The following is a 26,273-nucleotide window of genomic DNA, read 5'->3' as shown; positions in this document are numbered from 1 at the left end:
TCACCGATCGTGAAGGGATGGCTGAGTCGTCGATGGAACAGATGGCCGACCGTGACGTACTTCTTTCGACCGCCCGGATCGCCTCCATCCGGCGCCGTGCCGGTGAGTACCCGCAGCGGACCATCGCCGTGGCGAGTGGCGTAGCGCTGTCGTTCTGGGCGAACCCCGGGCTGGCGGTCGAAGGCTTCGAGCTCACGCCGACGTCGTTGTTCAGCGACCTGCTCGTGTGGGCCGACAAGGGCCAGGCGTGGGGCGTGATCGAACGTCCCGGCGGCTGGGCGGTGCCCGTTCCGGACGGGGTCGACCTGGCCGAGGCGCAACGCGTGCTGGACGACCTCGCCGAGTTCCCGAACCGCGCGCTGGGTTCGCTGACCTCACAGACGCTGGACGAGCGGCTCGCGGATCTCGTTCGCTGGAACGACAACGAGTTCCCGCGCGAACGGCCGAGCATCGTCGCGTTGTTCCGCACGCAGGCCCTCGAACGTCCCGAGGCCGTCGCGATCAACGACGGGGACCGCGCGTTCACCTACGGCGAGGTGCTGGAGCGGTCGAACCAGCTCGCCCGGCACCTGCTGTCGCTGGGGCTGGACACCGAGCAGGTCGTCGGCATCTCGCTCGACCGTTCCGCCGAGATGGTGGTCGGTCTGCTGGCCGTGCTGCAGGCCGGTGGCGCGTTCGTGCCACTGGACCCGCAGTGGCCGGCCTCGCGGCGCGAGTCCGTGATCACCGACGCGCAGGTCGTCCTGCTCCTCGGTGCGGGCGGGGCCGATGAGCCTCCTGCCGTCGCCGTCGACCTGGAGGACTGGGGTTTCTCGTCGTACTCGGGCTCGCCCACCGACGTGGTCGTTCAGGGTGCGCAGCTCGCGTACGTGATGTTCACGTCCGGCTCGACCGGCCGTCCCAAGGGCGCGATGATCCGGCACGAGGCGATCAGCGAGCGCCTGCTGTGGCAGGTGCACCAGATCCTCCACTTCGGACACTCCGACGCGTCGCTGTTCAAGGCGCCGCTGTCGTTCGACATCTCGATCAACGAGATCTTCCTGCCGCTGGTGTGCGGCGGGCGGACCGTGGTCGTGCGGTCCGGTGGCGAACGCGACCCGCACCACCTGCTGGCGACGATCGCCCGGCACCGCGTGACGTTCGTGTACCTGGTGTCGTCGATGCTGGACGTGCTGCTGAACATCGCGGGCGACGGCGAGCTGGCGAGCCTGCGGCACGTGTGGTGCGGCGGCGAGGTGCTGACTCCCGAGCTGTACGACCGGTTCCGGGCGCAGCTCGACATCCCGATGTACCACGGGTACGGGCCGGCCGAGGCCACGATCGGCGTCTCGCACGTGATCTACCGCGGCGAGGCGGAGCGGCTGTCGACGTCGATCGGCAAGGCCAACCCGAACACCGACCTGTACGTGCTGGACGACGAGCTGCGGCCGTGCCCGGTCGGCGTCGGCGGTGAGCTGTACATCGGCGGGTTCCTGCTGGGACGCGGGTATGTGAACGCTCCCGGGCTGACGGCGTCGCGGTTCGTCGCGAACCCGTTCGCCGCCGACGGCTCGCGCCTCTACCGGACCGGCGACCTGGCGCGGTTCACGCAGGACGGCTCCCTCGACTTCCTCGGCCGCGTCGACAACCAGGTCAAGATCCGCGGCATGCGGCTCGAGCTGGAGGACGTCGAGGTCGCGCTCACCGAGCACCCCCAGGTGCGGCACACGTGCGTCGTGGTGCGGAAGAACTCGGCGGGCGGCAACTACCTCGTCGGGTACGTGGTCCCGTCGGACTCCTCGCTGACGTCGGACGCCGTGAAGCAGTGGGCTTCCGCGAACCTCGTCGAGTACATGGTTCCCACGCACATCGTCGTGATGAGCGAGTTCCCGTTGACCGCCAACGGAAAGCTCGACCGGCGCGCGTTGCCGGAGCCGGTCGTGGACACCGGGCCGGTGACCGCAGCCGAGACCGACGACGAGGCCGTGATCTGCGCGGCCGTGGCGTCGGTGCTGCGGGTCGAGCAGGTCGGTGCCGACCAGGACTTCTTCGAGCTCGGCGGCGACAGCATCCTGGCGATCTCGCTGCTGTCGGCGTTGCGGGCGGAGGGCGTGTTCGTCACCGCCACCCAGATCTTCGTGAACCGCACCCCGCGGGCGCTGGCCGCGGTCGCCTCTCGTGACGGCGCCGCCGCCGTCGACCACGACGACGTGCCGACCGGGCCGGTGGCCGGGTTGCCGATCGTGCAGTGGCTCGGCGAGACCACCGGCGCCGTTGACGGGTTCGTGCAGTCGGTCGTGCTCAACACGCCTGCTTCGCTCTCCGCTGATGCGTTGACGGAGATCTTGGACGCTGTGGTCGCGCGGCACGACATGTTGCGCGCGCGGCTGGTGCGGGGTGCTGCCTGGTCGTTCGACATTCCCGCGGACGGGTCCGCGCTGTGGGAGGAGAGCGACGCTCCGCTGGAGTCGTGCGTGGCGGCGGCCACCGAGGGGCTGGACCCGGACGCCGGGATCATGCTGCGCGCGGTGTGGCGACCTGCCGCCCGGCAGCTGGTGATCGTGATCCACCACGTGGTGATCGACGGTGTGTCGTGGCGCATCCTGTTCGACGACCTGGCGTTGGCGTGGCAGCAGGTGTCGTCCGGTTCGCCGGTCGAACTGCGCCCGGTGGGCACGTCGTTCCGGCGGTGGACCCAGCTGCTGGAGCAGGCCTCGTTCTCCGGCGACCGCGCCTACTACTCGCGTGCGCTTCCCGGGATCGATCAGCCGCTGGGTCGCCGCTCGTTGTCAGACTCGGATGTCGTTGCGCGCGAACAGATGCGCACGTTCACAGTGGGGTCGGCGGCCACCGCCGCGTTGCTGGGTGACGTGCCCGCGTTGTTCCACGCGAAGGTCAACGACGTGCTGCTGACCGGGCTCGCGGTCGCGCTCGCCCGGTGGCGGCGCGACCTCGGCCAGGACCAGACGTTCGCGCACATCGAGCTGGAGGGCCACGGCCGCGAGGGCCGGTTCGTGCCGCTCGACCCCGACCTGTCGCGCACGGTCGGCTGGTTCACGACGTTGTTCCCGGTGGTGGTCGATCCCGGTGCCGGGGACCTCGCCTCGGCGTTGAAGCGGGTGAAGGAAGACCTCGCCCAGGTGCCCAGCAACGGTGTCTCGTACGGGGCGCTGAGGTACCTCGGTGACGCGCGGTTCGACGCGTCGCGGCCGCAGGTGCTGTTCAACTACCTCGGCCGGTTCGCCGGGGGCGCCTCGGGTGACTGGCAGCTCGCGGAGAACGCCGGGCAGCTCGGCGAGAAGCGCGACCCGGCGATGCGGCTGCCGCGCGCGCTGGAGTTCAACGCCTCCGCCGAGCCCGGTGCCGACGGCGCGCCAGAACTGGTCACCGTGGTCTCGTGGCCGGACGGGGTGTTCTCCGACTCGGACGTCGCCGCCATCGGCTCGTACTTCGTGGAGGCGCTGGAGGGTCTGGCCGCGCTGACGTCCGGCGGCCACTCCCCCAGCGACTTCGACCTCGTGCCGCTGGCGCAGTCCGATGTGGACTCGCTGGACTCCTTGGCGTTGCGGGATGTTCTACCGCTGACGCCGTTGCAGGAGGGGCTGTACTTCCACTCCGTGTTCGACGACTCGTCGGCGCACCGGTACGTGGAGCAGCAGCTGCTGACGTTGACCGGGCCGGTCGACGCGCGGGCGCTGGAGGCGGCCGCCACCCGGCTGCTGGAGCTGTTCCCGAACCTCGCGGCCCGGTTCGTCGGGCTGGACGACGGGCGGGTCGTCTCGGTGCTGGAGTCCGGGGTGCGCCCCGCGTTCGCCACCGTGGACGGCCAGGGCATGACCGACGAGGAGATCTCCCAGTACGCCGAACGCGACCGCGTGGCCGGGTTCGACCTCGCTCGCGGCCCGTTGATGCGGTACACGCTGATCCGCGTGGCGCCGCAGCGGTTCGTGCTCGTGCAGACCGTGCACCACATCATCGCGGACGGCTGGTCGGTACCGCCGATGCTGCGCGCGTTGATGGCCGAGTACTCCGCTCCTGGCTCCGTGCACCCGCGCGGGAGCTACTCCTCGTACGTCCGCTGGCTTGTTAGCGCTAACGCCGCGGAGAGCGACCGCGTGTGGGCGGCTGAGCTGGCCGGGCTGCCCGGTCCGTCGTTCGTGGCGGAGGGCCACGAGCCGTCCGAGCTGTTCGCGGACATGCTGCTCGACGCGTCCCCTGACTTGGACGCCGCGGTGCGGTCGGCCGGGGTGCCGTTGAGCGTGGCCGTGCACAGCGCGTGGGGCGTGACGCTGGGGTCGTTGCTGGGCAGCCAGGACGTGGTGTTCGGCTCGACGGTGTCGGGTCGTGACGCGGACGTGCCGGGCATCGACGAGATGGTCGGCCTGTTCATCAACACGATCCCGGTGCGCGTGGGCTGGTCCGCCGGCTCTTCCGCGCGGTCGTTGCTCGATGCGGTGCGTTCACATCAGACCGCGGTGTTGCCGCATCAGCACGTGTCGCTGACCCGCATCGGGCGCCAGGCTCCGCACGGTTCGGCGTTCGACACGCTCGTCGTGTTCGACGTGGCGACCGACCTGGCGGCCCTGGAGGGCCCGTTCAAGATCGACTCGGTGGTGAACGAGGGCGCGTCGCACTACCCGTTGACACTGGTGGTCGAGCGCGCGCTGGACGGCGCGTTGCGCTTCAACCTCATCCACGACACGACCGTGGTGCGCTCAGAGGTCGCCCGGGCGATCGTGCGGGCGTTCTCCGACACGCTGGACTCGTTGCTGCGCCTGGAGAACGTCCCTTCGGTGACGCTGGGCACGACCCGTGCGGCGGCCGAGGTCGCTCCGCGGACGCTGGCGGAGCTGTTCGACGCCGCCGCGTCGCGCGACCCGTCCGCGCGCGCCGTGACGATGTGCCACCTCGACGGCAGCGCCGAGGGCCTGTCCTACGGCATGCTGGCCGACGCCAAGAACCGGCTGGCCCGCACCCTCGTCAACGCCGGTGTCTCGCCGCGTGACCGGGTGGCCGTCGCGATCGGCCGTTCACTGCAGCAGGTCGTGGCCCTGGTCGGCATCGTGTCGGCCGGTGCCGCCTACGTGCCGCTGGACCTCGCGTACCCCGACGAGCGGTTGCAGTACGTTCTCGCCGACTCCGCTCCTCAGGTCGTTCTCGTCGAACGCGAACACCGCGCCCGCTTCGAAAGGCTCTTGGAGGCCGCGGGCGTCTCGGCGCGCGTGCTGGTGTACGGCGAGGAAGTAGCGGGCGAGGCGCGGCTGCCTTCGTTCGACTGGCGCAACCCGGCGTACGTGATCTACACGTCGGGCTCGACCGGCAAGCCCAAGGGCGTCGTCGTCCCGCACTCCAGCGTCGTCTCACTGCTCGCGAACACCCAGCCGGACATGGACTTCGGCCCGTCCGACGTGTGGAGCCAGTTCCACTCCTACTCCTTCGACTTCGCCGTCTGGGAGCTCTGGGGCGCGCTGGTCTTCGGTGGCGAGCTGCTGGTCCCCGACCACGGCCTGACCCGTTCGCCGGTCGACTTCCACGCCCTGGTGCGCTCGCGCGGCGTGACCGTGCTGAACCAGACGCCTTCCGCCTTCTACCAGTTCATCGAGGCAGACCGCCTGGGCGAGCCGCTGCCGGTGTTGCGTCGCGTGATCTTCGGCGGCGAGGCCCTCGAACTGTCGCGGGTGCGGCCGTGGGTCGAGCGCTACGGGGTCTCGCGCCCGGAACTCGTGAACATGTACGGCATCACCGAGACCACGGTCCACGTGACGCATCGCGTCCTCGACGACGCGGACTTCGCCTCGGGCCGCGACGTCTCGCCGATCGGCGGCCCGATCCCGGGCTTGCGCACGTACCTGCTGGATGCTTCGTTGCGTCCGGTCGCTCCCGGCCAGATCGGCGCCATCTACGTGGCCGGATCCCAGCTCTCCCTCGGCTACCACAACCGCCCGGGCCTGACGGCGTCGCGCTTCGTGGCGGACCCGTTCGCCGCGGACGGCTCGCTGATGTACAACTCGGGCGACCTCGCGCGGCGCACCCTGGACGGCTCGCTGGAGTTCGTGGGGCGTGCCGACGACCAGGTGCAGCTCAAGGGGTTCCGGATCGAGCTGGGCGAGGTGGAGTCGGCGATCCGCGCGGTGCCCGGCGTCGTGGACGTGGCCGTGACGGTCGCCTCTACCGCCGACCACCTCGTGGCTCACGTCGTGGGCACGCCTTCGGTCGACCTGGCCGTTGCGCTGGGTTCCTCGCTGCCCGCGCACATGGTGCCGGCGCGCGTGCTTTCGTTGGCAGCCCTGCCTTTGACGGTCAACGGCAAGCTGGACCGCAAGGCGTTGGAGGCGCAGGCGCTGGACGCCGACGTCGCGCCGGTTGTCGGGGACGCTCCCGCGGTCGACGCGCTGGTCGCGATCTTCGCCGACGTGCTGCCGGGTGTGCGGGTGGACGCCGACACGGACTTCTTCGTGGCGGGCGGCGACAGCATCATCGCGATCGGCGTGGTGAACCGGGCGCGGGCGGCCGGGGTGCGGATCGCGCCGCGGGACCTGTTCCTGCACAAGACGCCTCGGGCGCTGGCGGCCCAGTTCGCGGCCGCGCCGGCTCCCGCCGCGGTCGCGGAGGTCGCGGACCTGCCGGTGGTGCCGACGCCGATCGTGCTGCGGCAGCGGGAGCTGGGCGGGGAGCTGCGGCTGTTCGCGCAGGCGCGGCAGGTGGCGTGCGCGTCGCTGGCCGATGCCCGGCGGGCGGCCTCGGCGGTGGTGAAGGCGCACGCGGCCCTGCGCATGCGGCTCACCGTCGCGGACGGCGTGTGGGCCTTCGAAGAAGGTGGCACGGAGCCGCCGACCGTCGCCTCCACCGACGACCTCGACGCCGCCGCCAACGACGCGGCCCGCCGCCTCGACCCCGAGGCCGGCGTCATGGCCGCCTTCACCTGGGTCGAGGCCACCCAGGCCCTCGTCATCGTCGTCCACCACCTGGCCGTCGACGCCGTCTCCTGGCTGATCCTCCTCGACGACGTCCAGACCGCCCTCCAGCACCAGGACCTCGCACCCACGACCACCCCGTTCGGCACCTACACCAGCGCCCTCGCCCTCCAGGCGCAGGCGCAGACCGGTCTGCGCCGCTGGATCGAGGTGCTCGACACGCCGTCGCTCACCCCGCGGATCGGCGACCAGCGCGAGGTCACCGTCACGCTGTCCGCCGCCATCACGGACAAGGTCGTCCACACCGCGCCCCAGGCCCTGAACCTCGGCCTGACCGAGTTGCTGGCGGGCGCGCTCCGCACCGCCCTCACCGAGATCCAGGCGGCCCCCACGGACCTGGTGATCGAGATGGAACGGCACGGTCGTGTGCCGGTCCACAACCATCACGACTACACGCGCACCGTTGGCTGGTTCACGTCCATCGCGCCGGTGAAGCTCGCCGCGCACACGGACCCCATCGCAGCAGCACGTGAGCTCGCCGAGCGGCAACCGACCGAAGAGACGCACGTGCAGTACGGGCAGTTGCGGTACCTCAACCCGCAGACCGCGCCCGTTCTCGCCGCGCTGCCGAGGCCGCAGGTGTTGTTCAACTACCTCGGGCGGGGCAGTGAGGCGCTGGCGCTGCACCTCGACATGGGGGCGCAGCCGAGTCCGTACGCCGTCGAGGTCAACTGCTGGGTCGACACGAACAGCCTGAAGGCCACGTTCGCACTGTCCGAGGACGTGTCGGACGAGGTGGCGGCGCGGTGGTTGCTGGCCCTCGAACGCATCGCGGACGCCTCGACGACCGCTACCAGGACGGCGCCGTTGTCGCCGTTGCAGCGCGGGCTGTACTTCCAGGCTCTCAGCGCCGCCGGGCATTACGTGGCGCAGAGCTACTTCACGTTCGACCGCAGGCTCGACGCGGACAAGCTCGGCAAGGCGCTGGAGCACGTCATCGCCAGGCACCCCGTGGTCGGGGCCGGGTTCGCGGACGAGGACGGCACGCCGGTCCAGGTCCTGAACCAGCGCGGCCGGGTCGAGGTGCGCACGGTCGACGTGCTCAACCAGGACGCGGTCGACTCGCTGCGCACCGAGGACCGGGCCGCGGGTTTCGACCTCGAACGGCCGCCGCTCGTCCGGCTCACCGTGCTCCGGTTGCCGGACGGCCGGGACGCGTTGCTGTTCAGCTACCACCTGCTGCTGTGGGACGGCTGGTCGCGCGAGATCGTGCTGCGCGACCTGTTCGAGGCCTACCAGGCACTCCTCGCCGGTGAAGCGCCGCAGCCCACCACCGCGCCCAGCTTCGAGAACTACTGCCGGCAGCTCGCCACCAGAGACCAGCAGGCCGCGGAACAGTTCTGGGCCGAATACCTGAAGGACCTGCCGGGGACGACGCTGCTCAGCGACGGGTCCACTTCGGACACGTTGCCGACGAAGATCGTCCGCACGCTGTCCGAAGAGGACTCCGAGAGGATCCGCAGGACCGCGAGCAGGTACGGGGTCACGCTCAACTCCGTCGTCACGGGCGCGCTCGGGCTGCTGCTCGGCAGCGAGACGGGACGCGGGGACGCGGTCTTCGGCGTCACGGTCTCGGGGCGCGAGGAGGAGGGCACCGAGGGCATCGTCGGCGTGCTGCTCAACACCGTGCCGATGCGGATCTCGGCCCGGCCGCAGGACGACACGAGCACCTTCCTGGCGAACGTGCAGAAGGCACGGGTCGACGCGATGGAGCACGAGCACGTCGGGCTCGGCGAGATCCAGCGGGCCAGCGGGCACGACCAGCTGTTCGACAACCTGTTCGTGCTGCAGAACTTCCTGGACGACAGCACGTTCGACGAGCTCAACGCCCGCAACGGCATCATCGACCACGAGTCGGAGGACTCGACGCACTACCCGTTCACCTGGGTCGTGACGCCGGGCAGGCAGCTCACCGTCAAGCTGGAGTACCGGCCGGAGGTCACCGAACCCAGGACGGCACAACGACTCTTCGACGAGTACGTGAGGATTCTCAGCGATCTCACGGAAAGCCAGGGCCTCGGTGCGATCAGGGGCACCGGGCCGGAGCCGGAGCTCAACCCCGCCACCGACTTCGGCGACCTGACCGTCGTCGACCTGTTCGACCAGGCCGCCGATCGCGGCCCCGACCGGACCGCCCTCGTCGCGCACGGCAGGACGATGACGTTCGCGGAGCTCAGGGACCGCAGCCGGCACCTCGCCGGCGTCCTCAAGACGAAGGGGATCGGAACGGAGACGTCGGTCGCCATCGCGGTGCCGAGGTCGCTGGACTGGGTCGTCGCGCTGTTCGGCATCCTGCGCTGCGGCGCCGCCTACGTGCCGCTGGAACTGGACCACCCGGACGAGCGCATCGCCGCGATCATCGACGACGCGCAGCCGAAACTCATCATCACGACCACGAACGTCGCCCCGCGCATCAAGAGCGACACGTTCAAGCTCGACGAGCCGTGGCCCGACGCCGAACCGGTCAGCACGTTCGACCTCAACGACCCCGACCGGCTCAAGCACGCCGCCTACACCATCTACACCTCCGGCAGCACCGGCAAGCCCAAGGGCGTCGTCACCGAGTACGCGGGCCTGACCAACATGCTCGTCAACCACCAGCGGCGGATCTTCGAGCCGGTGCTGGCCGAGCACGGGCACCGGACGTTCCGGATCGCGCACACCGTGTCGTTCGCCTTCGACATGTCGTGGGAGGAGCTGCTCTGGCTCGCGGACGGCCACGAGGTGCACATCTGCGACGAGGAGCTGCGCAGGGACGCGACCGGCCTCGTCGAGTACTGCCTCGCCCACGAGATCGACGTCATCAACGTGACGCCGACCTACGCGCAGCAGCTCGTCGCGGAAGGGCTTCTCGCGGCCGAGCAGCACAGGCCCGCGCTGGTGCTGCTGGGCGGTGAGGCGGTCACGCCGACGCTGTGGCAGCAGCTCGCCGACACCCCCGGCACGATCGGCTACAACCTCTACGGCCCGACCGAGTACACGATCAACACGCTGGGCGTCGGCACGTTCGACTGCGTCGACCCGGTGGTCGGCGTGGCGATCGACAACACCGACGTCTACGTGCTCGACCCGTGGCTGCGGCACGTGCCGGACGGCGTCCCCGGCGAGCTGTACGTGTCGGGTGCCGGCATCGCGCGCGGCTACCTCGGCCAGCCGGGGCAGTCCGCGGAACGGTTCGTCGCCTGCCCGTGGGTCCCGGGCGAGCGGATGTACCGCACGGGCGACCTGGTGATCAGGCGGGAGGACGGCAACCTCCTCTACCTCGGCCGAACCGACAAGCAGGTCAAGATCCGCGGCCACCGCGTCGAGCTCGGCGAGGTCGAGGCCAGGTTCGCGGCCCACGACCAGGTCAGGTTCGTCGCCGCCGTCGCCCAGCCGGACCCGCAGGTCGACGGCGCGTACCGGCTCGCCGCTTACCTCGTGCTCGAACCCGGGGCCGACATCCCGGCGATCGCGGCCGAGGTCGGCGCCGGCATGCCGGACTACCTGCGGCCCACGCACTACGCCCAGGTCGACGCGATCCCGCTCACGGTCAACGGCAAGGCGGACACCTCGGCCTTGCCCGAGGCCCGTCCGCTCGGCACGCTGATGACCAAGGCCGAGGACCGCGAGCTGACCGAGACCGAGACCGTCGTCCGCGAGCTGTTCGCGGAGGCGCTCGACCTGGACGACGACGAGGTGGGCATGACGAGCGGCTTCACCGAGCTGGGCGGGCACTCGATGCTCGCCGTGCGGCTCATCGGCCTGCTCCGCCGCGAGTTCGGCCCGGTCGTCACGATCCGCAACCTGATGTCCCTCTCCACCCCCGAAGCGATTGCGCGCCACGTTGACGAACACTGAAGTCCGCACCGGCAAGGAGATCCTCCGGATCGCCCTGCGCCGCAACCGCGGAGCCATGGCCGCCGGGACCCTGCTCATGGGGTGCTACCAGGCCGCGGAGACCGCCGTCCCGATCCTGCTCGGCGTGATCGTCGAGTACGCGCTGCGCGGCGGGCAGCTCAGTTCCCTGGGACTGGCGCTGCTCGCCCTCGGGCTCGTCATGGCGACGGTGTCGTACTCGTGGCGCTTCGGCATGCGGATCCTGCAGAAGGCGAACACGACCGAGGCGCACCGGTGGCGCGTCGCCGTCGCGGACCGCGGCCTGCAGCCGGTGGCGCGCGAGGTCGACCTCAAGTCCGGTGAGGTCCTCACCATCGCCACCGAGGACGCCGACCAGACCGCGGACATCATCGAGGTGGTGCCGCTGCTGGTCAGCTCGCTGGTGTCGGTGGTGATCACCGGGGTGGTGCTGGCGGTGATCAGCGTGCCGCTGGGCGTGCTGGTGTTCGCCGGCACGGCCGCGATCCTCACCGTGCTGAGCGTCATGTCACGGCGGATCGGCGCGAGCACGCAGGTGCAGCAGGCGAAGGTCGCGCGGGCCGGTGCGAAGGTGTCCGACCTGATCGCGGGACTGCGGCCGCTGCACGGGTTCGGCGGCAGCTACGCGGCGTTCCAGGCGTACCGGCGGGTGAGCACCGAGGCGAAGAAGCAGTCGATCGTCGTGGCGCGGGTCAACGGCGTCTACGCGGGACTGGGGCTGGCGCTCAACTCGTTGCTGGCGGCCGCGGTCACGCTCTGGGCGGGCGTGCTGACGTTCCAGGGCGAGATCAACGTCGGCCAGCTCGTCATGGTCGTCGGCCTCGCGCAGTTCCTGATCGAACCGCTGAAGCTGTTCTCCGAGATGCCCAAGTACGTGATGATCGCGCGGGCGTCGGCCGACCGGATGGCGTTGATCCTCGCCGCACCGCCGCGGATGACTCCCGGCACCGAGGAACCCGCCCCGGACAGCGGGCTCGACGTCGACGGCGTCACGCACGGGACGTTGCGGGACCTCACCTTCGCGGTGCGGCCGGGCGAGTTCGTGGCCATCGCCGCCTACCAGCCGCAGGCCGCCGCCGAACTGGTGTCGATCCTGTCCGTCGACGTGCCACCGGCCTCGTACGACGGCGTGGTGCGGGTGGGCGAGCAGGAGGTCGCGGCGCTCAGCATCGAGGGCGTGCGGACTCACCTGCTGGTCAACCCGTCGCACCACGAGGTGTTCGCGGGAACGTTGCGGCAGAACGTGGATCCGTCCGGCACCAGCGCGTCGGTGGACGAGGCCGTGGCCGCCGCGATGCTGACCGACGTCGTGGCCCTGCACTCCGAAGGCCTCGACTACGCCGTGCGCGACCGGGGCGCGAACCTCTCCGGCGGGCAACGGCAACGGCTCTCGCTCGCGCGGGCGCTGGCCGCGAACCCCGAGATCCTGGTGCTGCACGACCCGACGACGGCCGTGGACGCGGTGACCGAGCAGCTCATCGCGCGCAACCTCGTCGCGCTGCGCGGCGGGCGCACGACGATCGTGATCACCAGCAGCCCGGCGCTGCTCGACGTGGCCGACCGAGTGATCGTGCTGGACGAGGGCGTCGTGACGTCGGAAGGCACGCACCGCGAACTGCTCGGCCGCGACTCCTCCTACCAGCTGGCGGTGGCCCGATGACCAGGTTCGAGTGGACCGGCCCGGCCACGCTCCGCTTCGAGGACGTGCTGGAGCCCGTCGAGCTGACGCGGGAGGGCGACGTCTGGGCGGCCGAGGTCGACCTGCCCGCACGGCTGCGCGTGACCTACCACTTCGTCGACGCCGGCGGCGAGGAGCACGCCGACCCGCGCAACCCCGACGCGGCCGGGCCGAACCGGTCGATCTTCACCACGCCCGGCCTGGACCCGCAGCCGCACTGGCCGGTCGTGGGGCCGGACGAGGTGTTCGACCTGCCGTCGTCGCGCATCCGGTGGAACGGTTCGCTGGGGCGCAAGACGGTTCGCGTGCACCAGGGCGGCGAGCCGGTCGTGCTGCTGCTCGACGGCGACGACTGGATGTACGTGCACCCGGCGGTGGCGGCGTTCGAGTCGGCGGTGAAGAACGGCGAGATGCCGCCCGCGACGCTCGTTTTCCTGCCCACGCCCAGGGATCGCGACGCCGAGTACAGCTCCCCCGGGCTGTGGCAGGCGATCCGGGACGAGCTGCTGCCGTTGCTCGCGGAGAACGGTGTCCCGGTCGACCTGGAGAAGTTCGTGGTGGCCGGGCAGAGCCTGGGCGGGCTCAGCGCGTTCCGGGCCGCCCTCGACTTCCCCGATCTCGTCACGAAGGTGGCGTGCCAGTCCGGGTCGTTCTGGTGGGCGCGGGACCTGCCGCAGCACGGTCTTTCCCTGGACGGGCCGGCCGGCGGGGACATCGCGGAACGGCTGCGCGTCCTGCCTGACCTGTCCCGGCTGCGCGTCGCGTTCGACGTCGGCGAGCACGAGCCGCGGATGCACCGGCACTGCGAGGCGGTCGAAGAGCTGGCCGCGCAGGCGGGTGCGGCCGTGAGCGTGCACCGCTCCCCCGCCGGGCACGACCGGGCGGGCTGGCGGCACGCGCTAGTGCGCGACGTCGCTGCGCTGCTCGGTTAGGTTCCAGCTGGCCAGCAGGCGCAGGTTCTGCTCGGACGGCGACCCCGGCTCCACCGTGTGCAGCGCGATGGACATCTCCTGGTCGCCGTCCACCGTCAGCGACTCGTAGGCCACGGTGATCTCGCCGACGACCGGGTGGTGCAGGGTCTTCGTGCCGTGGGCGTGCAGGTGCACGTCGTTGTCGGCCCACCAGCGGCGGAAGTCCTGGTCCCGCACGGAGAGTTCGCCGACGAGCGCGGCGAGCTTCGGGTCGTGCGGGTGGCGTCCGGCGTACATGTGCAGGTGCGCGACGGCGAGCCGGGCGTTGGCCTCCCAGTCGTCGTACAGCGAGCGGGCCGCCGGGTTCAGGAACATGAACCTGACCGCGTTGCGGTCGTCCTGCTCGCCCCCGAAGTCCAGGTACAGCGCCTTCGCCAGCGCGTTCGTGGCGAGCACGTCCGAACGGCGGCCGAGCAGCATCGCCGGGATGTCCGCCATCGAGTCCAACGCCCTGAGCAGGCCAGGCCGGACTCGTTGCGGTGGCAGCGCACGGGCCTTGCGGGTCGGCTTGGCCACTGTGTACAGATGGGCGCGCTCAACCTCGTTGAGCCGCAACGCTCTCGCCAACGCGTCCAAAACGGACTCGGAGACGTTCACGTCGCGGCCGCGTTCCAGCCGCACGTAGTAGTCGACGCTCACGCCCGCGAGCTGCGCGACCTCTTCCCTGCGCAGCCCGGGAACCCGGCGCGTGCCCGGCAGCGCGGGCAGCCCCGCCTCCTCTGGCGTGACCTTGGCCCGGCGGGAGCGGAGGAACTCGCGGAGTTCGGTGTTCACCACTCCAGCGTAGGACGGTTCGCCGCGCCGTGCGGGGTACTGACAGGCCCTGCCACGCGACCAGGGACCGGGGTTCTAGTGGAGACATGGAACAGAGGATTCTCGGCACGACCGGCATCACGGTCAGCTCCTACGCGCTCGGCGCGATGACGTTCGGCAGCTTCGCGATCGGCGACCACGACGAGTCGATCCGCATGATCCACACCGCGCTCGACGCCGGCATCAACTTCATCGACACCGCGGACATCTACTCGCAGGGCGAGTCGGAGGTGATCGTCGGCAAGGCGATCAAGGGCCGCCGCGACGACGTCGTGCTCGCCACCAAGTTCGGCCTTCCCATGGGCGACAACCCCAACACGCGGGGCGGCGCCGCGCGCTGGGTCAAGCAGGCGGTCGAGGACAGCCTGCGGCGCCTGGACGTCGACCACATCGACCTCTACCAGATGCACCGCCCCGACCAGCACACCGACATCGACGACACCCTGGCGGCGCTCACCGACCTGGTGCGCGCGGGCAAGGTCCGCAGCATCGGCTCGTCGGCGTTCCCCGCGAGCGAGATCGTCGAGGCGCAGTGGGTCGCCGAGAAGCGCGGCCACCAGCGGTTCCGCACCGAGCAGCCGCAGTACTCGCTGCTCGACCGCGCGATCGAGGCCGACGTGCTGCCGGCCGTGCAGCGGCACGGCATGGGCGTGCTGACCTGGAGCCCGCTCGCCGGCGGGTGGCTCTCCGGCCGGGTCGACCCCGCCGCCGGCAGCGCCACGCGGTCGGCGTGGGGCGGCATGTTCGACCGGGACGACCGCGAGAACCAGGTGAAGCTCGCCGCCGTCGAGCAGTTCGCCAAGCTCGCCGCCGAGGCCGGGGTGCCGCTGCCGACGCTCGCGACGGCGTTCGTGCTCAACCACCCGGCGGTGACGTCGGTGCTCCTCGGCGTGAGCAAGCCGCAGCACCTCGCGAGCCTGCTGGACCACTCGGAGTTCCGGCTCACCGAAGACATGCTCGACCGGATCGATGAGATCGTGTACCCCGGCACGAACGTGCGGCAGAAGGACGCGTTCATCCTCACGCCGGTCATCCAGGACAAGCGGTTGCGCCGCCGTTAGTCCTGCAACGGCCACACCTCGACAACGCCGTGCGCCACCGCGCACGGCGTTTTGGCGACCATGTCGACGGCCTCCTCCAGCGAGTCCGCCTCGATGAGCGCGAACCCGGCGATCGGCAGCGCCGACGTCATGAACGCGCCCTTGTCGACCACCGTCCCGGTCGCGCCGGGGTTGCGCACCTGCACGGGCTGCCCGGCGATGCCCATCTCCGCTCCGGCCGCCCGCAGCCGTTCGTCGTGGGCGTGCGCCTCGTCGCGGATGACCGGGTCGGTCCTGTCATAGCCCGAACGCTCTCCGTAGCCGATCGTCACGAACTTCACCGCTGAACCTCCTCATTCCGGACTCTTCAGCAATACCGACTTCGCGTGCGCTCGAAACTCATCGGCCCGTTCACCGACTGTTCACCTCACGATTGCGACCACGCTCCCTGTTCGGGCGTCGAAGTGACGAAAGATCTGTTCCCTGACAGGGCTTTTTCGCAGAGGTGGACAGTGAAGAGAACGCTCGGCATCGGTCTTGCGGTAGTGCTGCTCGCAGGCGTCATCACGGCCATCGTGCTCGGCCAGGGCGGCGGGGACACGGTCGCGCTGCAGACCGTGCGCGGCGTGATCGGGTCGGAGAAGCTCGCCTTCTTCGCCGACCAGCGGGTCAAGGACGAGTTCGCGCGCAACGGCCTCAAGGTCGAGGTGGACCCGGCGGGGTCGCGGCAGATCGCGACCGCGACCGATCTGAACTCGTACGACTTCGCGTTCCCGTCCAGCGCGCCCGCGGCGGAGAAGATCCAGCGCGACCGCAAGGCGGCGCGGACGTACGCGCCTTTCTCGTCGCCGATGGTCATCGCCTCGTTCGACCCGATCATCGACCTGCTCACGCAGGCCGGCGTGGTGAAGTCGGGTCCGGGCTACCAGACGTTCGACGTGCAGGCCTATCTGGACCTCGCGGCCAAGGGCACGCGCTGGGACCAGTTGCCGGGCAACAGCTCCTACCCGGCGCGCAAGAACCTGCTCGTCACGACGACCGACCCGCGCGACTCGAACTCGGCCGCGATGTACCTCGCGATCACGTCGTTCGTCGCGAACGGCGGGGTCGTCAGCTCGCCCGACGCCGAGGCTCGCGTGCTGCCGGCGGTGACGAAGCTGTTCCTGGACCAGGGGTACACGCAGAGCAGCACCGAAGGCCCGTTCGAGGACTACCTGTCCGCCGGGATGGGCAAGACGCCGCTGGTGCTCGCGTACGAGGCGCAGTTCGTGGACCGGGTGGTGCGCGGCGACTCGTCCGTGCGGCCGGACATGAAGCTGCTCTACCCGGCGCCGACGGTGCTGTCGAAGCACACGCTCGTGCCGTTGCGCGAGGCCGGTGACCGCGTCGGGCAGCTGCTGCAGTCCGATCCCGAGCTCGGCAAGCTCGCCGCGACGTTCGGCTTCCGGACCGCGGATCCCAAGTACTTCAACGACATCGTCAAGGAGAAGAACCTGACCGTGCCGCAGACGATCGTGGACGTGGTCGAACCGCCCGCGCACGAGACGCTGGAGCGGATGCTCGAAGCGATCGCGAAGCAGTACTGACATGACGGACTTCGTGCTCACCCCACCGGATCCCGTCGAGCCCGTGCCCGTCGACCGCGCCGCCGGGCTGATCCCCGTCGGCGACGAGGCCCGCGTCGAGCTGTCGTCCCAGGCCGAGGGGTTCATCGCGGCGCTCGGAGCCGTCGACCCTCAGTCGCCCGACTTCAGCCGGATCGTGGACGAGGCGCTGGTGCTCGGCGAGGCGGAGATGCGGCTCGCGGCGCAGATCGCGGGCCGGATGCTCGACCGCACACTCGCGTCCGTGTCGTCCCCGCACGGCGCGCAGGTGTCGACCAGCCTGACCGACCTGCGCCGGTCGGTGCGCGAGCTCGACCCGCAGGACCTGAGCAAGCTGACCGGCCGCAAGATCCTCGGGTTCCTCCCCGGCGGCAACGCGGCGCGGGGCGTGCTGGCGCGGTTGCGGGCGGCGGACGAGCCGATCAACCGGATCGTGCTGAAGCTGCGGTCCGGTCAGGACGCGCTGAAGCGGGACAACGCGGCCATCAAAGGCGAGCGGCAGCGGTTGTGGGACCTGATGACCAAGCTGTCCGCCGACGCGGCGCTGGCCGGGGAGATGGACGAGGCCGTCGAACGGCAGGTCGCGATCTTCGACCTGGCCGAACCCGCGCGGGCGCAGGCGTTGCGCGCGGACGTCCTCTTCGGACTGCGGCAGCGCCACCAGGACCTGCTGACCCAGCTCGCGGTGTGCGCGCAGGGGTACCTGGCGCTGGACGTGGTGCGCCGCAACAACGACGAGCTGATCAAGGGCATCGAACGGGCGGTCAGCACGACCGTCACGGCGTTGCGGATCGGGGTCGCGGTCGCGGCGGCGCTGGCCGGGCAGCGCGAGGTGATCGACCAGGTGGACGCCGTGCGCGGGCTCACCGACTCGTTGCTCCAGTCGAACGCGGCGCTGATGTCGTTGCAGGGGCAGGACGTCCAGCGCATCGCCTCGACCCCGGCGGTCGGCATCGAGGCCGTGCGGACGTCGTTCGACCAGATCTACGCGGCGATCGACGCGATCGACACGTTCAAGGCCCGCGCCGCCGACTCGATGTCCACGACGGTGTCCGCGCTGGACGCCGAGATCCGGCGCGCCCACGACCACCTGAGCCGCGTGCGCGGCGCAGAGGAGACAGCATGATCCGCCGCTTCCTCCCCGTCCTGGGCATCGTGGCCCTGCTGGCGGGGTGTTCCGACTCCGGCGACCCGGCCCAGCCCGTCGGCGAGGCCTCGCCGGGTGTGCTGCGCGTGCTCGCCGGCAGCGAGCTGGCCGACCTCCAGCCGGTCCTCGAGGAGGCCGCGAAGGCGACCGGCGTCAGCGTGAAGTTCAGCTTCAGCGGCACCATCGAGGGCGCCGAGAAGGTCGCGAGCGGCGAGGCCGAGAAGGGCTTCGACGCCGTCTGGTTCTCCTCGAACCGCTACCTGGAGCTCGTGCCGGACGCCCAGAAGCGCCTCGGCACGCCGACCAAGGTGATGTCCTCCCCCGTCGTGCTGGGCCTGCCCGCCGCGAAGGTCACCGAGCTCGGCTGGGACGGCAAGCGGGTCGGCTGGGCCGACATCGCGGCGGCCGCGGGAGCGCAGAAGTTCACCTACGGCATGACGGACCCGTCCGCGTCCAACTCCGGCTTCTCCGCGCTGGTGGGCGTGGCGGCGGCGTTGTCCGGCTCGGGTTCTGCGCTGGACGCCGCCAGGATCGACGCGGTGGCGCCGCAGCTCAAGCAGTTCTTCTCGGCCCAGACGCTGTCGGCCGGGTCGTCCGGGTGGCTCTCCGAGGCGTACGTGCGGCGCGCCGGCGGTCAGGATCCCGGGGCCAAAGTGGACGGTCTGATCAACTACGAGTCGGTGCTGCTGTCGCTGCCGCAGCCGCTGACGTTGATCTACCCGAACGACGGCGTGGTGACCGCCGACTACCCGCTGACGTTGCTGACGTCGGCGTCCTCGGAGGCCCGTGACGCGCACCAGAAGCTCTCGGACTACCTGAAGAGCCCGGACGCCCAGCGCAAGATCATGGAGACCACGCACCGCCGTCCCGGGGTGCCGCAGGTGCCGCTGGACGGCAAGTTCACGGTGAAGGACCTGGTGGAACTGCCCTTCCCCGGCAGTCAGTCCGCTGTGGACGGTCTGATCACCACGTACTTCGACCAGCTGCGCCGCCCGTCGCGCACGCTCTACGTGCTGGACACGTCCGGCTCGATGCAGGGCGACCGCATCGACGGCCTGCGCCAGGCCCTGACCGGCCTCACCGGTGCCGACTCGTCGCTCGCCGGCAAGTTCAGCCGGTTCCACGGCCGCGAGCAGGTGACGTTGCTGCCGTTCAGCAGCAGCGCCAAGCCGGCGATGAAGTACGAGGTGCCGCAGGACAACCCTCAACAGGTCCTCGACCAGATCCGGTCCACGGCGACGTCGCTGGAGGCCTCGGGCGGCACGGCGATCTACAGCAGCCTGCGGGGCGGCTACGACGTGCTGCGGCAGCAGATCGACGCCGACCCCGACCGGTTCACGTCGATCGTGCTGATGACCGACGGCGAGAACACCGGCAGCGAGGACGTGAACGAGTTCTCCCGGTTCCACGACGGCCTGCCGGCGAACCTCAAGGGCATCCCGATCTTCCCGGTGCTGTTCGGCGAGAGCGCCACGACCGAGATGGAGCAGGTGGCGAAGATCAGCGGTGGCAAGGTGTTCGACGCCCGCAGCCGCTCGCTCTCCGCCGCCTTCAAGGAGATCCGTGGCTATCAGTAGATATCTCGCCTCCTGGAAGAACCTCGCCGGCTGCGCGCTCGGCCTGGCCGGCCTGCTGCTGCACTTCGCCGGCCTGGCGGGCTCCTACTGGGTGCTCGTGGTGATCGGCCTGTACTGCGTCGGCGCGCTCGTCGCCCCGCCCGAGCGCGTCACGCTGGTGACCGATCCGGTCGAGGAGGCAGGGGCGCTGCGGTCGGAGCTGGACGCGCTGGTCCTGCGCGTGCACGGCCTGCGCGTGCCGGACGAGGCGAAACCGAGGATCGGGGAGATCGCCGAGGTGCTGCGCGGCATGCTGGACCGGCCCCGCGAGCTGCGGGCCGACCCCGACGCGTTGCACGCCGTGACCCGGCTCGTCGGCACCGATCTGCCGTTGTCCGTGCAGAGCTACCTGAACCTGCCGTGGTGGTACGCGGCGGCGAAGGGCTCCGGCACGGAACTGGTGCGGCAGCTCGACCTGCTGCACGCGGACGCCGTCAGGACGGCGGAGCGGTTCCACGCGGCCGACGCGCAACGCCAGGCCGACCACGGGCGCTACCTGGAGGACCGCGAGTAGCCTCGCGATCATGAGGTACGTGCGGATCTTCGCGGACGAGAACGGCGGGTCGGCCTTCGAGGACGTCGAGGTGCGGGGCACGCCGGCGGTCACGGTCGAGGGCGTGCCTCCACTGCTGGTGTCCGGCCCGTTCCCGGCGTCCCGGATGCTGGTCGTCGAGCAGCCCGACGGCGGCACCCCGGAGTGGGAACTGCACGTGGCGCCAAGGGAACAGTGGCTGGTCGTGCTCACCGGGCGTGCCGCGGTCACCGTCTCGAGCGGTGAACGGCGTGAGTTCGGCCCCGGCTCACTCCTGTCCTTTGAGGACACCACGGGCGAGGGCCATCTCTCCACGCCGCTGACGGACGACCTGTCGTACGCGATGTTCCCGCGTCACACCTGATGCCCCAGCGCGGCGGACAGATCGCGCGCCGCACCCGCCACGATCCGGCCCAGCTTGTCGAGCTGCGCCCCGATCCGTTCCTTGGGCGCCGACACGTTCAGCGCCGCCACCACCCGTGACGTGAAGTCGTACACCGGCGCCGAGGCCGCGACCACACCCCGTTCCAGCTCCTCGTCCGACGTGGCGTAACCGCGTTCGCGCACCCGCCGCAGCTCGCCGACCAGCGAGTCCAGGTCCGTGATGGAGTTGGGCCGCGGCGAGGGCTGGGCGAGGACGGCGAACGTCGAGTCGGCCCGCTCCCCCGCCTCCAGCACGCCCTCGTCGTGGCCGTGCTCGGCGTACCAGACCTCCAACGAACCCTCGTCCCAGTCGCTCAGCAGCGCACGCCCGGACGGGGTGCGCCAGGCCGCCGTCGTCACACCCTCCCAGCCGGTGGTGTGGAAGCGGTTCGGGCTCAGCTCGCTCAGCAGCGTCAGCACGTTCCCGCCGCGCAGCACGCAGAGGTGCGCGGTCTCGCGGGTCACGTGAGCGAGGTGCTTGAGAGGGGCCCGGGCGTTCCACGCCAGCGCGCCCTCGGCGGTGCGGGCAGCGAGGGCGAACAACCGAGAGCCCAGCCGGTAAGCCTGCGAGTCCGGATCGCGGTCGACGAGGCCGCTCTCGGCGAGGGTCGCGAGCGTGCGCGAGACGACGGTCTTGTCGCGGCCGACGAGCGCGGCGATGCGCACGACACCGAGGCCTCCCGACTGAACCGCTTCAGGCCGGCCGAGCACCTCCAGCACCTCGATGTCGCGTGCCAGGCCTGCCGAGTTGCGTCGTGATCCCTGCATGGCGGGGCACTTTACGAGGGGCGTTGCCATATTGCCAACACCTGTTGTGCATAAGACCACACGAAACCTACCGTTCCCGGCCATCGGCACCGTCGCCGAAAGGAGGCCCCCTGAGATGGGAAAGCTCGACGACTTCCTGGCCCGCCGCTGGGAAGATCTCGTGACGCTGACGCTGCAACACCTCGCCGTGGTGGCTCTGAGCCTCGCCATCGCCACCGTGCTCGGCGTTCTGATCGGATTGCTGGTGTGGGACAAGAACGTTCCGCGCTCGATCGCGCTCACCGCCGCCGGTATCGCGATCACCATTCCGTCGCTGGCACTGCTCGCGCTGCTCAGCCCCGTGCTCGGGCTCGGGTGGGCGCCGACGGTGGTGTCGCTGGTCTTCTACTCGCTGCTGCCGATCGTGCGGAACACGGTGGTCGGCCTGCGGGAGGTGCCCGCCCACCTGGTGGAGTCGGCCCGCGGCATGGGCATGACGCCGGTGAAGACCCTGCTCAGCATCCAGCTGCCGCTCGCGTGGCCGGTCATCGTGACCGGCATCCGGGTCGCGGCGCAGCTCACCGTCGGCATCGCGGCGATCGCGGCGTACGTCGCGGGTCCCGGTCTCGGCTTCTACATCTTCAAGGGCCTGTCCTCGCTCGGTTCGGTCAACGCGCTCAACTTCGCGCTCACCGGCACGGTCTGCGTCGTGCTGCTGGCCCTGCTGATCGACGGCGCCTTCGTCCTCATCGCCCGCTACAGCACCTCGAGGGGTCTCCGTGTCTGAGCCTGGAGTCGGCATCGAGCTGAGCCACGTCACCAAGCGGTACGCGGGCCAGCAGCAAGCAGCGGTCGAGGACTTCTCGCTGAGCGTGCATCCGGGCGAGCTCGTCATGTTCGTCGGGCCGTCCGGCTGCGGCAAGACCACGACGATGAAGATGATCAACCGCATCATCGAGCCGTCCAGCGGGTCCATCACGATCGACGGCCAGGACGTGCTCTCGCTGGACCCCAACGAACTCCGCCGGCACATCGGCTACGTCATCCAGCAGATCGGCCTGTTCCCGCACATGACGATCGCGGAGAACATCGCCACCGTCCCGAAGCTCCTCGGCTGGTCGAAGGACAAGACCGCCTCGCGCGTCGACGAGCTGCTGCGCACCGTCCAGCTCGACCCCGCCGTGTTCGCGCACCGCTACCCCAAGCAGCTCTCGGGCGGCCAGCAGCAACGAGTGGGCGTCGCCCGGGCACTGGCCGCCGACCCGCCCGTGATGCTGATGGACGAGCCGTTCGGCGCCACCGACCCGATCACCCGGCAGAAGCTGCAGGCCGAGTTCCTCAAGCTGCAGGCCGACATCGGCAAGACGATCATCTTCGTCACGCACGACTTCGACGAGGCCATCCGGCTCGGCGACCGGATCGCGGTGCTGAGCGAACGCAGCCAGATCGAGCAGTTCGACACGCCCGCGAACATCCTCGCCAACCCCGCCAACGACTACGTGTCGAGCTTCATCGGGCACGGCGCGGGCCTGATGCGCCTGGCGTTGATCCCGATCAGCGACGTGGAGCTGGACGCGCCGGACGCGTCGGCGCCGGCGGTGGACGCGGACGCGTCGTTGCGGGACGCGCTGGACCTGCTGATGGTGACGGGCGCGGACAGGGTGAACGTGTCCGGTGGCGGTGGATCGCTGACGCACGCGAAGATCTCGGCCGCGCTGGGCAAGGCCCGGCAACCGGTGGAGGCGTCATGACCGCCCAGCCCGAGGTCACCCGCCGTCCCTCCACGAGCTCGAATCCCCCGGCCGCGCCTCGACTCTCCCTCCGCCGGTTCGGCACTCCGCTGGCGGTCGTGGTCGTGCTCGCGGTGCTGTTCCTCTGGCTCAGCACCCTCACCCTCGACTCCATCGAGCAGCGCACCCTCAACTCCGGCTACCTGATCGACCGCACCTGGGAACACCTCGTCCTCACCGTGGTCTCCTCCGCCCTCGTCGCTCTCCTGGCCATCCCCGCGGGCATCGCCGCCTACCGGGTGAAGTCCAAGGCGGTGCGCGCGTTCGTCATCGGCCTCGGCAACATCGGCCAGGCGACGCCCGCGGTCGGTGTGGTGATCCTGCTGGCGATCGTGTGGCAGACGGGCTTCTACACCGCCCTGATCTCGCTCGTCGCCTACTGCTTCCTGCCCGTGCTGCGCAACACCCTGACCGGCCTCGAACAGGTCGACCACGCCACCCGCGAGGCCGCCAGGGGCATGGGCATGACACCGCGCCAGGTCCTCTGGCGCATCGAGCTCCCGCTGGCCTCGCCGGTGATCCTGGCCGGACTGCGGACCGCTCTCGTGTTCTCCGTCGGTGTCGCGACCATCGCGACGTTCATCAACGCAGGCGGTCTCGGCGACATGATCGTCAACGGCCTGAAGCTCCAGCGCTACCCCGTGATCGTCGTCGGCGCCGTGCTCGTCGCCTCGATCGCCGTCCTCATCGACTGGGCCGCCGGTCTCGTCGAGGACCTCGTCCGCCCCCGCGGTCTGTAACCCACCTCCGCCGAACGCCACAAAGGACCTTCCATGTACAAGCGCGCCCTCATCGGCGTGCTGGCCCTCGGGCTGGCCGCCTGTTCTAGCTCCCCCGACGCGACCACCGAGTCGAAGGGCAGCGACCTCGCGGGCCTGTCCGGCCAGATCGGGTCCAAGGACTTCGCCGAGCAGTACATCCTCGCGCACCTGACCACCAAGCTGCTCAACGCCCACGGCGCGACGCTGGAGGCCAACACCAAGCTGGTGGGCTCGGCGAACGTGCGGCAGGCGCTGGAGAACAAGCAGTTCGTGGGTTACTGGGAGTACACCGGCACGTCCTGGATCACCTACAACAAGCAGACGCAGCCGATCAAGACCGAGTCCGAGCAGTTCGACGCGGTCAAGAAGGCCGACGAGGCCAAGAACATCGCCTGGGTCGCGCCGGCGCCGTTCAACAACACCTACACCTTCGCGATCCGCAACGAGAAGGCGAAGGAGCTCAACGTCTCCAAGATGAGCGACATCGCCAAGCTGCCCGCGAACGAGCGGACGTTCTGCATCGAGAGCGAGTTCTCCACCCGTGACGACGGCTGGCCCGGCGTCTCGAAGGAGTACGCGTTCGACGCGGCCAAGGACAACGTGAAGCTGCTCGACACCGGCGTCATCTACACCGCCACCAAGGACGGCAAGGACTGCAACTTCGGCGAGGTGTTCGCGACCGACGGCCGCATCGCCGCGCTGGGCCTCACCGTGCTGCAGGACGACAAGGCGTTCTTCCCGATCTACCAGGGCGGCTTCACGCTGCAGGCGGACGTGCTGAAGAGCCACCCGAAGATCGCGGACGTGCTCAAGCCGATGGCGGACAAGCTGACCACGGAAGAGATGCAGAAGCTCAACGCCAAGGTCGACGTCGACGGTGACGAGCCGGACGAGGTCGCGCAGGAGTGGCTGACCGCGCAGGGGCTGATCTGACCATGCAGATCGGAGAGAGCTTCGTCGGCGACGGCGTCAACGCCGCCCACATCAACACCGTGCTCGGCCACCGCGACGGACCGGCCGGCACGGCGTGGGCCACCGCCCTCGCCACCCCGTCCGCGGGGCACGTCCCGTTCGTCGCGGTGCTGCGGCCGTCGCTGCCGGTCAAGCCGATGACGTTGTTCGTCACCAAGGCCGCCCCCGCGAACGACGACCACGGCCTGCTGATCTGGGGTCCCGCCCAGGCGGGAGTGGCTGCCGGGGTCGCCGACGCGGTGGCCGACGGCAGCATCCCCGAGCCGGACATGTCCACGCACGTGCTGATCGCGGCGGTCTGGGTCAATCCCGGCGCCGACGACGCGGACACCGTGTACCGCAACAACCGCGAGGCCACGCGCACCGCGCTGGCCAACGGCGCCAAGGACCTGCCGTCCACTTCGGACGTCCTCGCCGCGCGGAACACCCCGAGCAACCCCTTCTACACGCCATCCGAGGAGAGAGCGTGAGCACTCCCACCGTCGGCTTCATCGGCCTCGGCAGCATGGGTTCCGGCATGACCAGGAACCTCCAGAAGGCCGGCTTCTCCCTGGTGGTCAACGACGTCCGGCGCGAGGCCGCCGACGAGCTGATCGACGGCGGGGCGCGCTGGGCCGACACCCCCGCCGAGGTCGCCGCCGACAGCGACCTGGTGATCACCATGCTGCCCACCCCCAAGCACGTGCACGAGGTGCTGAACGGCCAGGCCGGTGTGCTCGCCGGCATGGTGCCGAGCGGCACGTGGATCGACATGTCCACTTCGGTCCCCGAGGTCGCGGACGAGGTGCGCAAGCGCAACCCCGGCCTGCACGTGCTGGACGCGCCGGTGAGCGGCATGTCCGTCGGCGCGGCCAACGGCACGTTGCAGATCTTCGTCGGCGGCGACCACGATGACGTGAACCGCCTGCTCCCGGTGTTTGAGGCCATGGGCGACCGGGAACGCATCCTGCACGTCGGCGGTCACGGCGCGGGCTACACCGTGAAGCTGATGCTGAACCAACTGTGGTTCTCGCACCTGGTCGCGACGGCCGAGGTGCTGGCCATCGGGGTGAAGGCGGGAGTCGAGCTGGGTGTGCTGCGCAACGCGCTCGTCAACAGCCCTGCCCAGAGCAACTTCGTCGAGAACGACGTGTTGTCCATTCTGGACCACGGCGACTACGACGAGGGTTTCGCGATCGCGCTGGCCTGCAAGGACCTCGGCCTGTCGACCGACCTCGCCGCGTCCGTCGGCGTGCCGGCCGAGCTGTCCGCGCTGGTCGAGCAGATCTTCCGCCGTGCCCGCGCCTCCTACGGCGACAAGGCAGGCGAGATGACCCCGGTGAAGCTCTACGAGGACCTCATCGGGGTCGACCTGAGGCTGTGAGGGGA

At 70.3% G+C, this 26,273-nt stretch carries 18 protein-coding genes; 15 read left to right on the top strand and 3 right to left on the bottom strand.

The genetic code is table 11. The annotated features are described in order from the left end of the window. The first annotated feature begins 17 nt into the window (after window positions 1-17). Genes ACQEU1_RS44480 through ACQEU1_RS44470 form a run of 3 tightly spaced genes read left to right on the top strand, consistent with a single transcriptional unit; the run spans window position 18 to window position 13,421 of the window. Entirely contained in the window at window positions 18-10,793 is a 10,776-nt protein-coding gene (locus ACQEU1_RS44480; RefSeq protein ID WP_433216761.1) for an amino acid adenylation domain-containing protein, read from the top strand. Then, entirely contained in the window at window positions 10,780-12,471 is a 1,692-nt protein-coding gene (locus ACQEU1_RS44475; RefSeq protein WP_433216758.1) for an ABC transporter ATP-binding protein, read from the top strand. Before ACQEU1_RS44480 ends, ACQEU1_RS44475 begins: the two co-directional genes overlap by 14 nt. Continuing rightward, entirely contained in the window at window positions 12,468-13,421 is a 954-nt protein-coding gene (locus tag ACQEU1_RS44470; RefSeq protein WP_433216755.1) for an alpha/beta hydrolase-fold protein, read from the top strand. Before ACQEU1_RS44475 ends, ACQEU1_RS44470 begins: the two co-directional genes overlap by 4 nt. Here ACQEU1_RS44470 and ACQEU1_RS44465 read toward each other — a convergent pair. Continuing rightward, the gene (locus tag ACQEU1_RS44465; RefSeq protein WP_433216752.1) at window positions 13,389-14,234 is read right to left on the bottom strand and encodes a helix-turn-helix transcriptional regulator; all 846 of its coding nucleotides are present in this window, start codon (window positions 14,232-14,234) and stop codon (window positions 13,389-13,391) included. The two genes, ACQEU1_RS44470 and ACQEU1_RS44465, sit on opposite strands and share 33 nt — an antisense overlap. Window positions 14,235-14,320: 86 nt before the next feature. On the opposite strand from ACQEU1_RS44465, the gene ACQEU1_RS44460 reads away from it, so the two are divergent. Beyond that, window positions 14,321-15,334 carry an aldo/keto reductase gene (locus tag ACQEU1_RS44460; protein WP_433216749.1) on the top strand — a complete coding sequence of 338 codons (1,014 nt, stop codon included), beginning with the start codon at window positions 14,321-14,323 and terminating at the stop codon, window positions 15,332-15,334. On the opposite strand, the gene ACQEU1_RS44455 is transcribed toward ACQEU1_RS44460, so the two are convergent. Next, window positions 15,331-15,654 (bottom strand): YciI family protein, encoded by a 324-nt coding sequence (locus tag ACQEU1_RS44455; RefSeq protein WP_433216746.1) that lies wholly within the window; start codon window positions 15,652-15,654, stop codon window positions 15,331-15,333. The genes ACQEU1_RS44460 and ACQEU1_RS44455 overlap by 4 nt on opposite strands. Before the next feature lie 171 nt (window positions 15,655-15,825). Here ACQEU1_RS44455 and ACQEU1_RS44450 point away from each other — a divergent pair, with 171 nt between their 5' ends. From ACQEU1_RS44450 to ACQEU1_RS44430, 5 genes are read left to right on the top strand one after another with little or no spacing between them, the layout of a single operon-like run. Next, window positions 15,826-16,899, top strand: a complete 1,074-nt coding sequence (locus tag ACQEU1_RS44450) for a hypothetical protein (protein ID WP_433216743.1) — start codon at window positions 15,826-15,828, stop codon at window positions 16,897-16,899. A 1-nt stretch (window position 16,900) separates the two neighbouring features. Then, window positions 16,901-18,043: a toxic anion resistance protein gene (locus ACQEU1_RS44445; protein ID WP_433216740.1), complete on the top strand. Its 1,143-nt coding sequence runs from the start codon at window positions 16,901-16,903 to the stop codon at window positions 18,041-18,043. Next, the gene (locus tag ACQEU1_RS44440; protein ID WP_433217092.1) at window positions 18,043-19,641 is read left to right on the top strand and encodes a substrate-binding domain-containing protein; all 1,599 of its coding nucleotides are present in this window, start codon (window positions 18,043-18,045) and stop codon (window positions 19,639-19,641) included. The genes ACQEU1_RS44445 and ACQEU1_RS44440 overlap by 1 nt, the downstream gene beginning before the upstream one ends. Beyond that, complete coding sequence (locus ACQEU1_RS44435; protein ID WP_433216737.1) at window positions 19,628-20,194, top strand: hypothetical protein; 567 nt, start codon at window positions 19,628-19,630, stop codon at window positions 20,192-20,194. Before ACQEU1_RS44440 ends, ACQEU1_RS44435 begins: the two co-directional genes overlap by 14 nt. A gap of 10 nt (window positions 20,195-20,204) precedes the next feature. Next, window positions 20,205-20,576 (top strand): hypothetical protein, encoded by a 372-nt coding sequence (locus ACQEU1_RS44430; protein WP_433216734.1) that lies wholly within the window; start codon window positions 20,205-20,207, stop codon window positions 20,574-20,576. On the opposite strand, the gene ACQEU1_RS44425 is transcribed toward ACQEU1_RS44430, so the two are convergent. Beyond that, the gene (locus tag ACQEU1_RS44425) at window positions 20,567-21,403 is read right to left on the bottom strand and encodes an IclR family transcriptional regulator (RefSeq protein WP_433216731.1); all 837 of its coding nucleotides are present in this window, start codon (window positions 21,401-21,403) and stop codon (window positions 20,567-20,569) included. The two genes, ACQEU1_RS44430 and ACQEU1_RS44425, sit on opposite strands and share 10 nt — an antisense overlap. 115 nt (window positions 21,404-21,518) lie before the next feature. On the opposite strand from ACQEU1_RS44425, the gene ACQEU1_RS44420 reads away from it, so the two are divergent. Genes ACQEU1_RS44420 through ACQEU1_RS44395 form a run of 6 tightly spaced genes read left to right on the top strand, consistent with a single transcriptional unit; the run spans window position 21,519 to window position 26,268 of the window. Continuing rightward, window positions 21,519-22,169, top strand: coding sequence for an ABC transporter permease (locus tag ACQEU1_RS44420; protein WP_433216728.1), 651 nt, complete (start codon window positions 21,519-21,521; stop codon window positions 22,167-22,169). Then, entirely contained in the window at window positions 22,162-23,133 is a 972-nt protein-coding gene (locus ACQEU1_RS44415; protein ID WP_433216725.1) for an ABC transporter ATP-binding protein, read from the top strand. The genes ACQEU1_RS44420 and ACQEU1_RS44415 overlap by 8 nt, the downstream gene beginning before the upstream one ends. After that, on the top strand, window positions 23,130-23,912 hold the full coding sequence (locus ACQEU1_RS44410) for an ABC transporter permease (protein ID WP_433216722.1): 783 nt from the start codon (window positions 23,130-23,132) through the stop codon (window positions 23,910-23,912). The genes ACQEU1_RS44415 and ACQEU1_RS44410 overlap by 4 nt, the downstream gene beginning before the upstream one ends. A gap of 33 nt (window positions 23,913-23,945) precedes the next feature. Next, complete coding sequence (locus ACQEU1_RS44405; protein WP_433216719.1) at window positions 23,946-24,866, top strand: glycine betaine ABC transporter substrate-binding protein; 921 nt, start codon at window positions 23,946-23,948, stop codon at window positions 24,864-24,866. Between the two features lie 2 nt (window positions 24,867-24,868). Further along, on the top strand, window positions 24,869-25,375 hold the full coding sequence (gene fae / locus ACQEU1_RS44400) for a formaldehyde-activating enzyme (protein WP_433216716.1): 507 nt from the start codon (window positions 24,869-24,871) through the stop codon (window positions 25,373-25,375). After that, window positions 25,372-26,268: an NAD(P)-dependent oxidoreductase gene (locus tag ACQEU1_RS44395; RefSeq protein WP_433216713.1), complete on the top strand. Its 897-nt coding sequence runs from the start codon at window positions 25,372-25,374 to the stop codon at window positions 26,266-26,268. The genes fae and ACQEU1_RS44395 overlap by 4 nt, the downstream gene beginning before the upstream one ends. Window positions 26,269-26,273 lie beyond the last annotated feature (5 nt).

This window comes from Lentzea sp. CA-135723, assembly GCF_050936595.1.
Taxonomy (GTDB): domain Bacteria; phylum Actinomycetota; class Actinomycetes; order Mycobacteriales; family Pseudonocardiaceae; genus Lentzea.
The sequence above is the reverse complement of the archived record's forward strand: the minus strand, read 5'-3'. Positions and strand labels throughout refer to the sequence as shown.

Coding starts and splice junctions, on each gene's coding strand:
- ACQEU1_RS44430 (WP_433216734.1), top strand. CDS start 20,205: ATGAGGTACGTGCGGATCTTCGCGGACGAGAACGGCGGGTCGGCCTTC.
- fae (WP_433216716.1), top strand. CDS start 24,869: ATGCAGATCGGAGAGAGCTTCGTCGGCGACGGCGTCAACGCCGCCCAC.
- ACQEU1_RS44445 (WP_433216740.1), top strand. CDS start 16,901: ATGACGGACTTCGTGCTCACCCCACCGGATCCCGTCGAGCCCGTGCCC.
- ACQEU1_RS44420 (WP_433216728.1), top strand. CDS start 21,519: ATGGGAAAGCTCGACGACTTCCTGGCCCGCCGCTGGGAAGATCTCGTG.
- ACQEU1_RS44470 (WP_433216755.1), top strand. CDS start 12,468: ATGACCAGGTTCGAGTGGACCGGCCCGGCCACGCTCCGCTTCGAGGAC.
- ACQEU1_RS44405 (WP_433216719.1), top strand. CDS start 23,946: ATGTACAAGCGCGCCCTCATCGGCGTGCTGGCCCTCGGGCTGGCCGCC.
- ACQEU1_RS44480 (WP_433216761.1), top strand. CDS start 18: ATGGCTGAGTCGTCGATGGAACAGATGGCCGACCGTGACGTACTTCTT.
- ACQEU1_RS44460 (WP_433216749.1), top strand. CDS start 14,321: ATGGAACAGAGGATTCTCGGCACGACCGGCATCACGGTCAGCTCCTAC.
- ACQEU1_RS44410 (WP_433216722.1), top strand. CDS start 23,130: ATGACCGCCCAGCCCGAGGTCACCCGCCGTCCCTCCACGAGCTCGAAT.
- ACQEU1_RS44425 (WP_433216731.1), bottom strand. CDS start 21,403: ATGCAGGGATCACGACGCAACTCGGCAGGCCTGGCACGCGACATCGAG.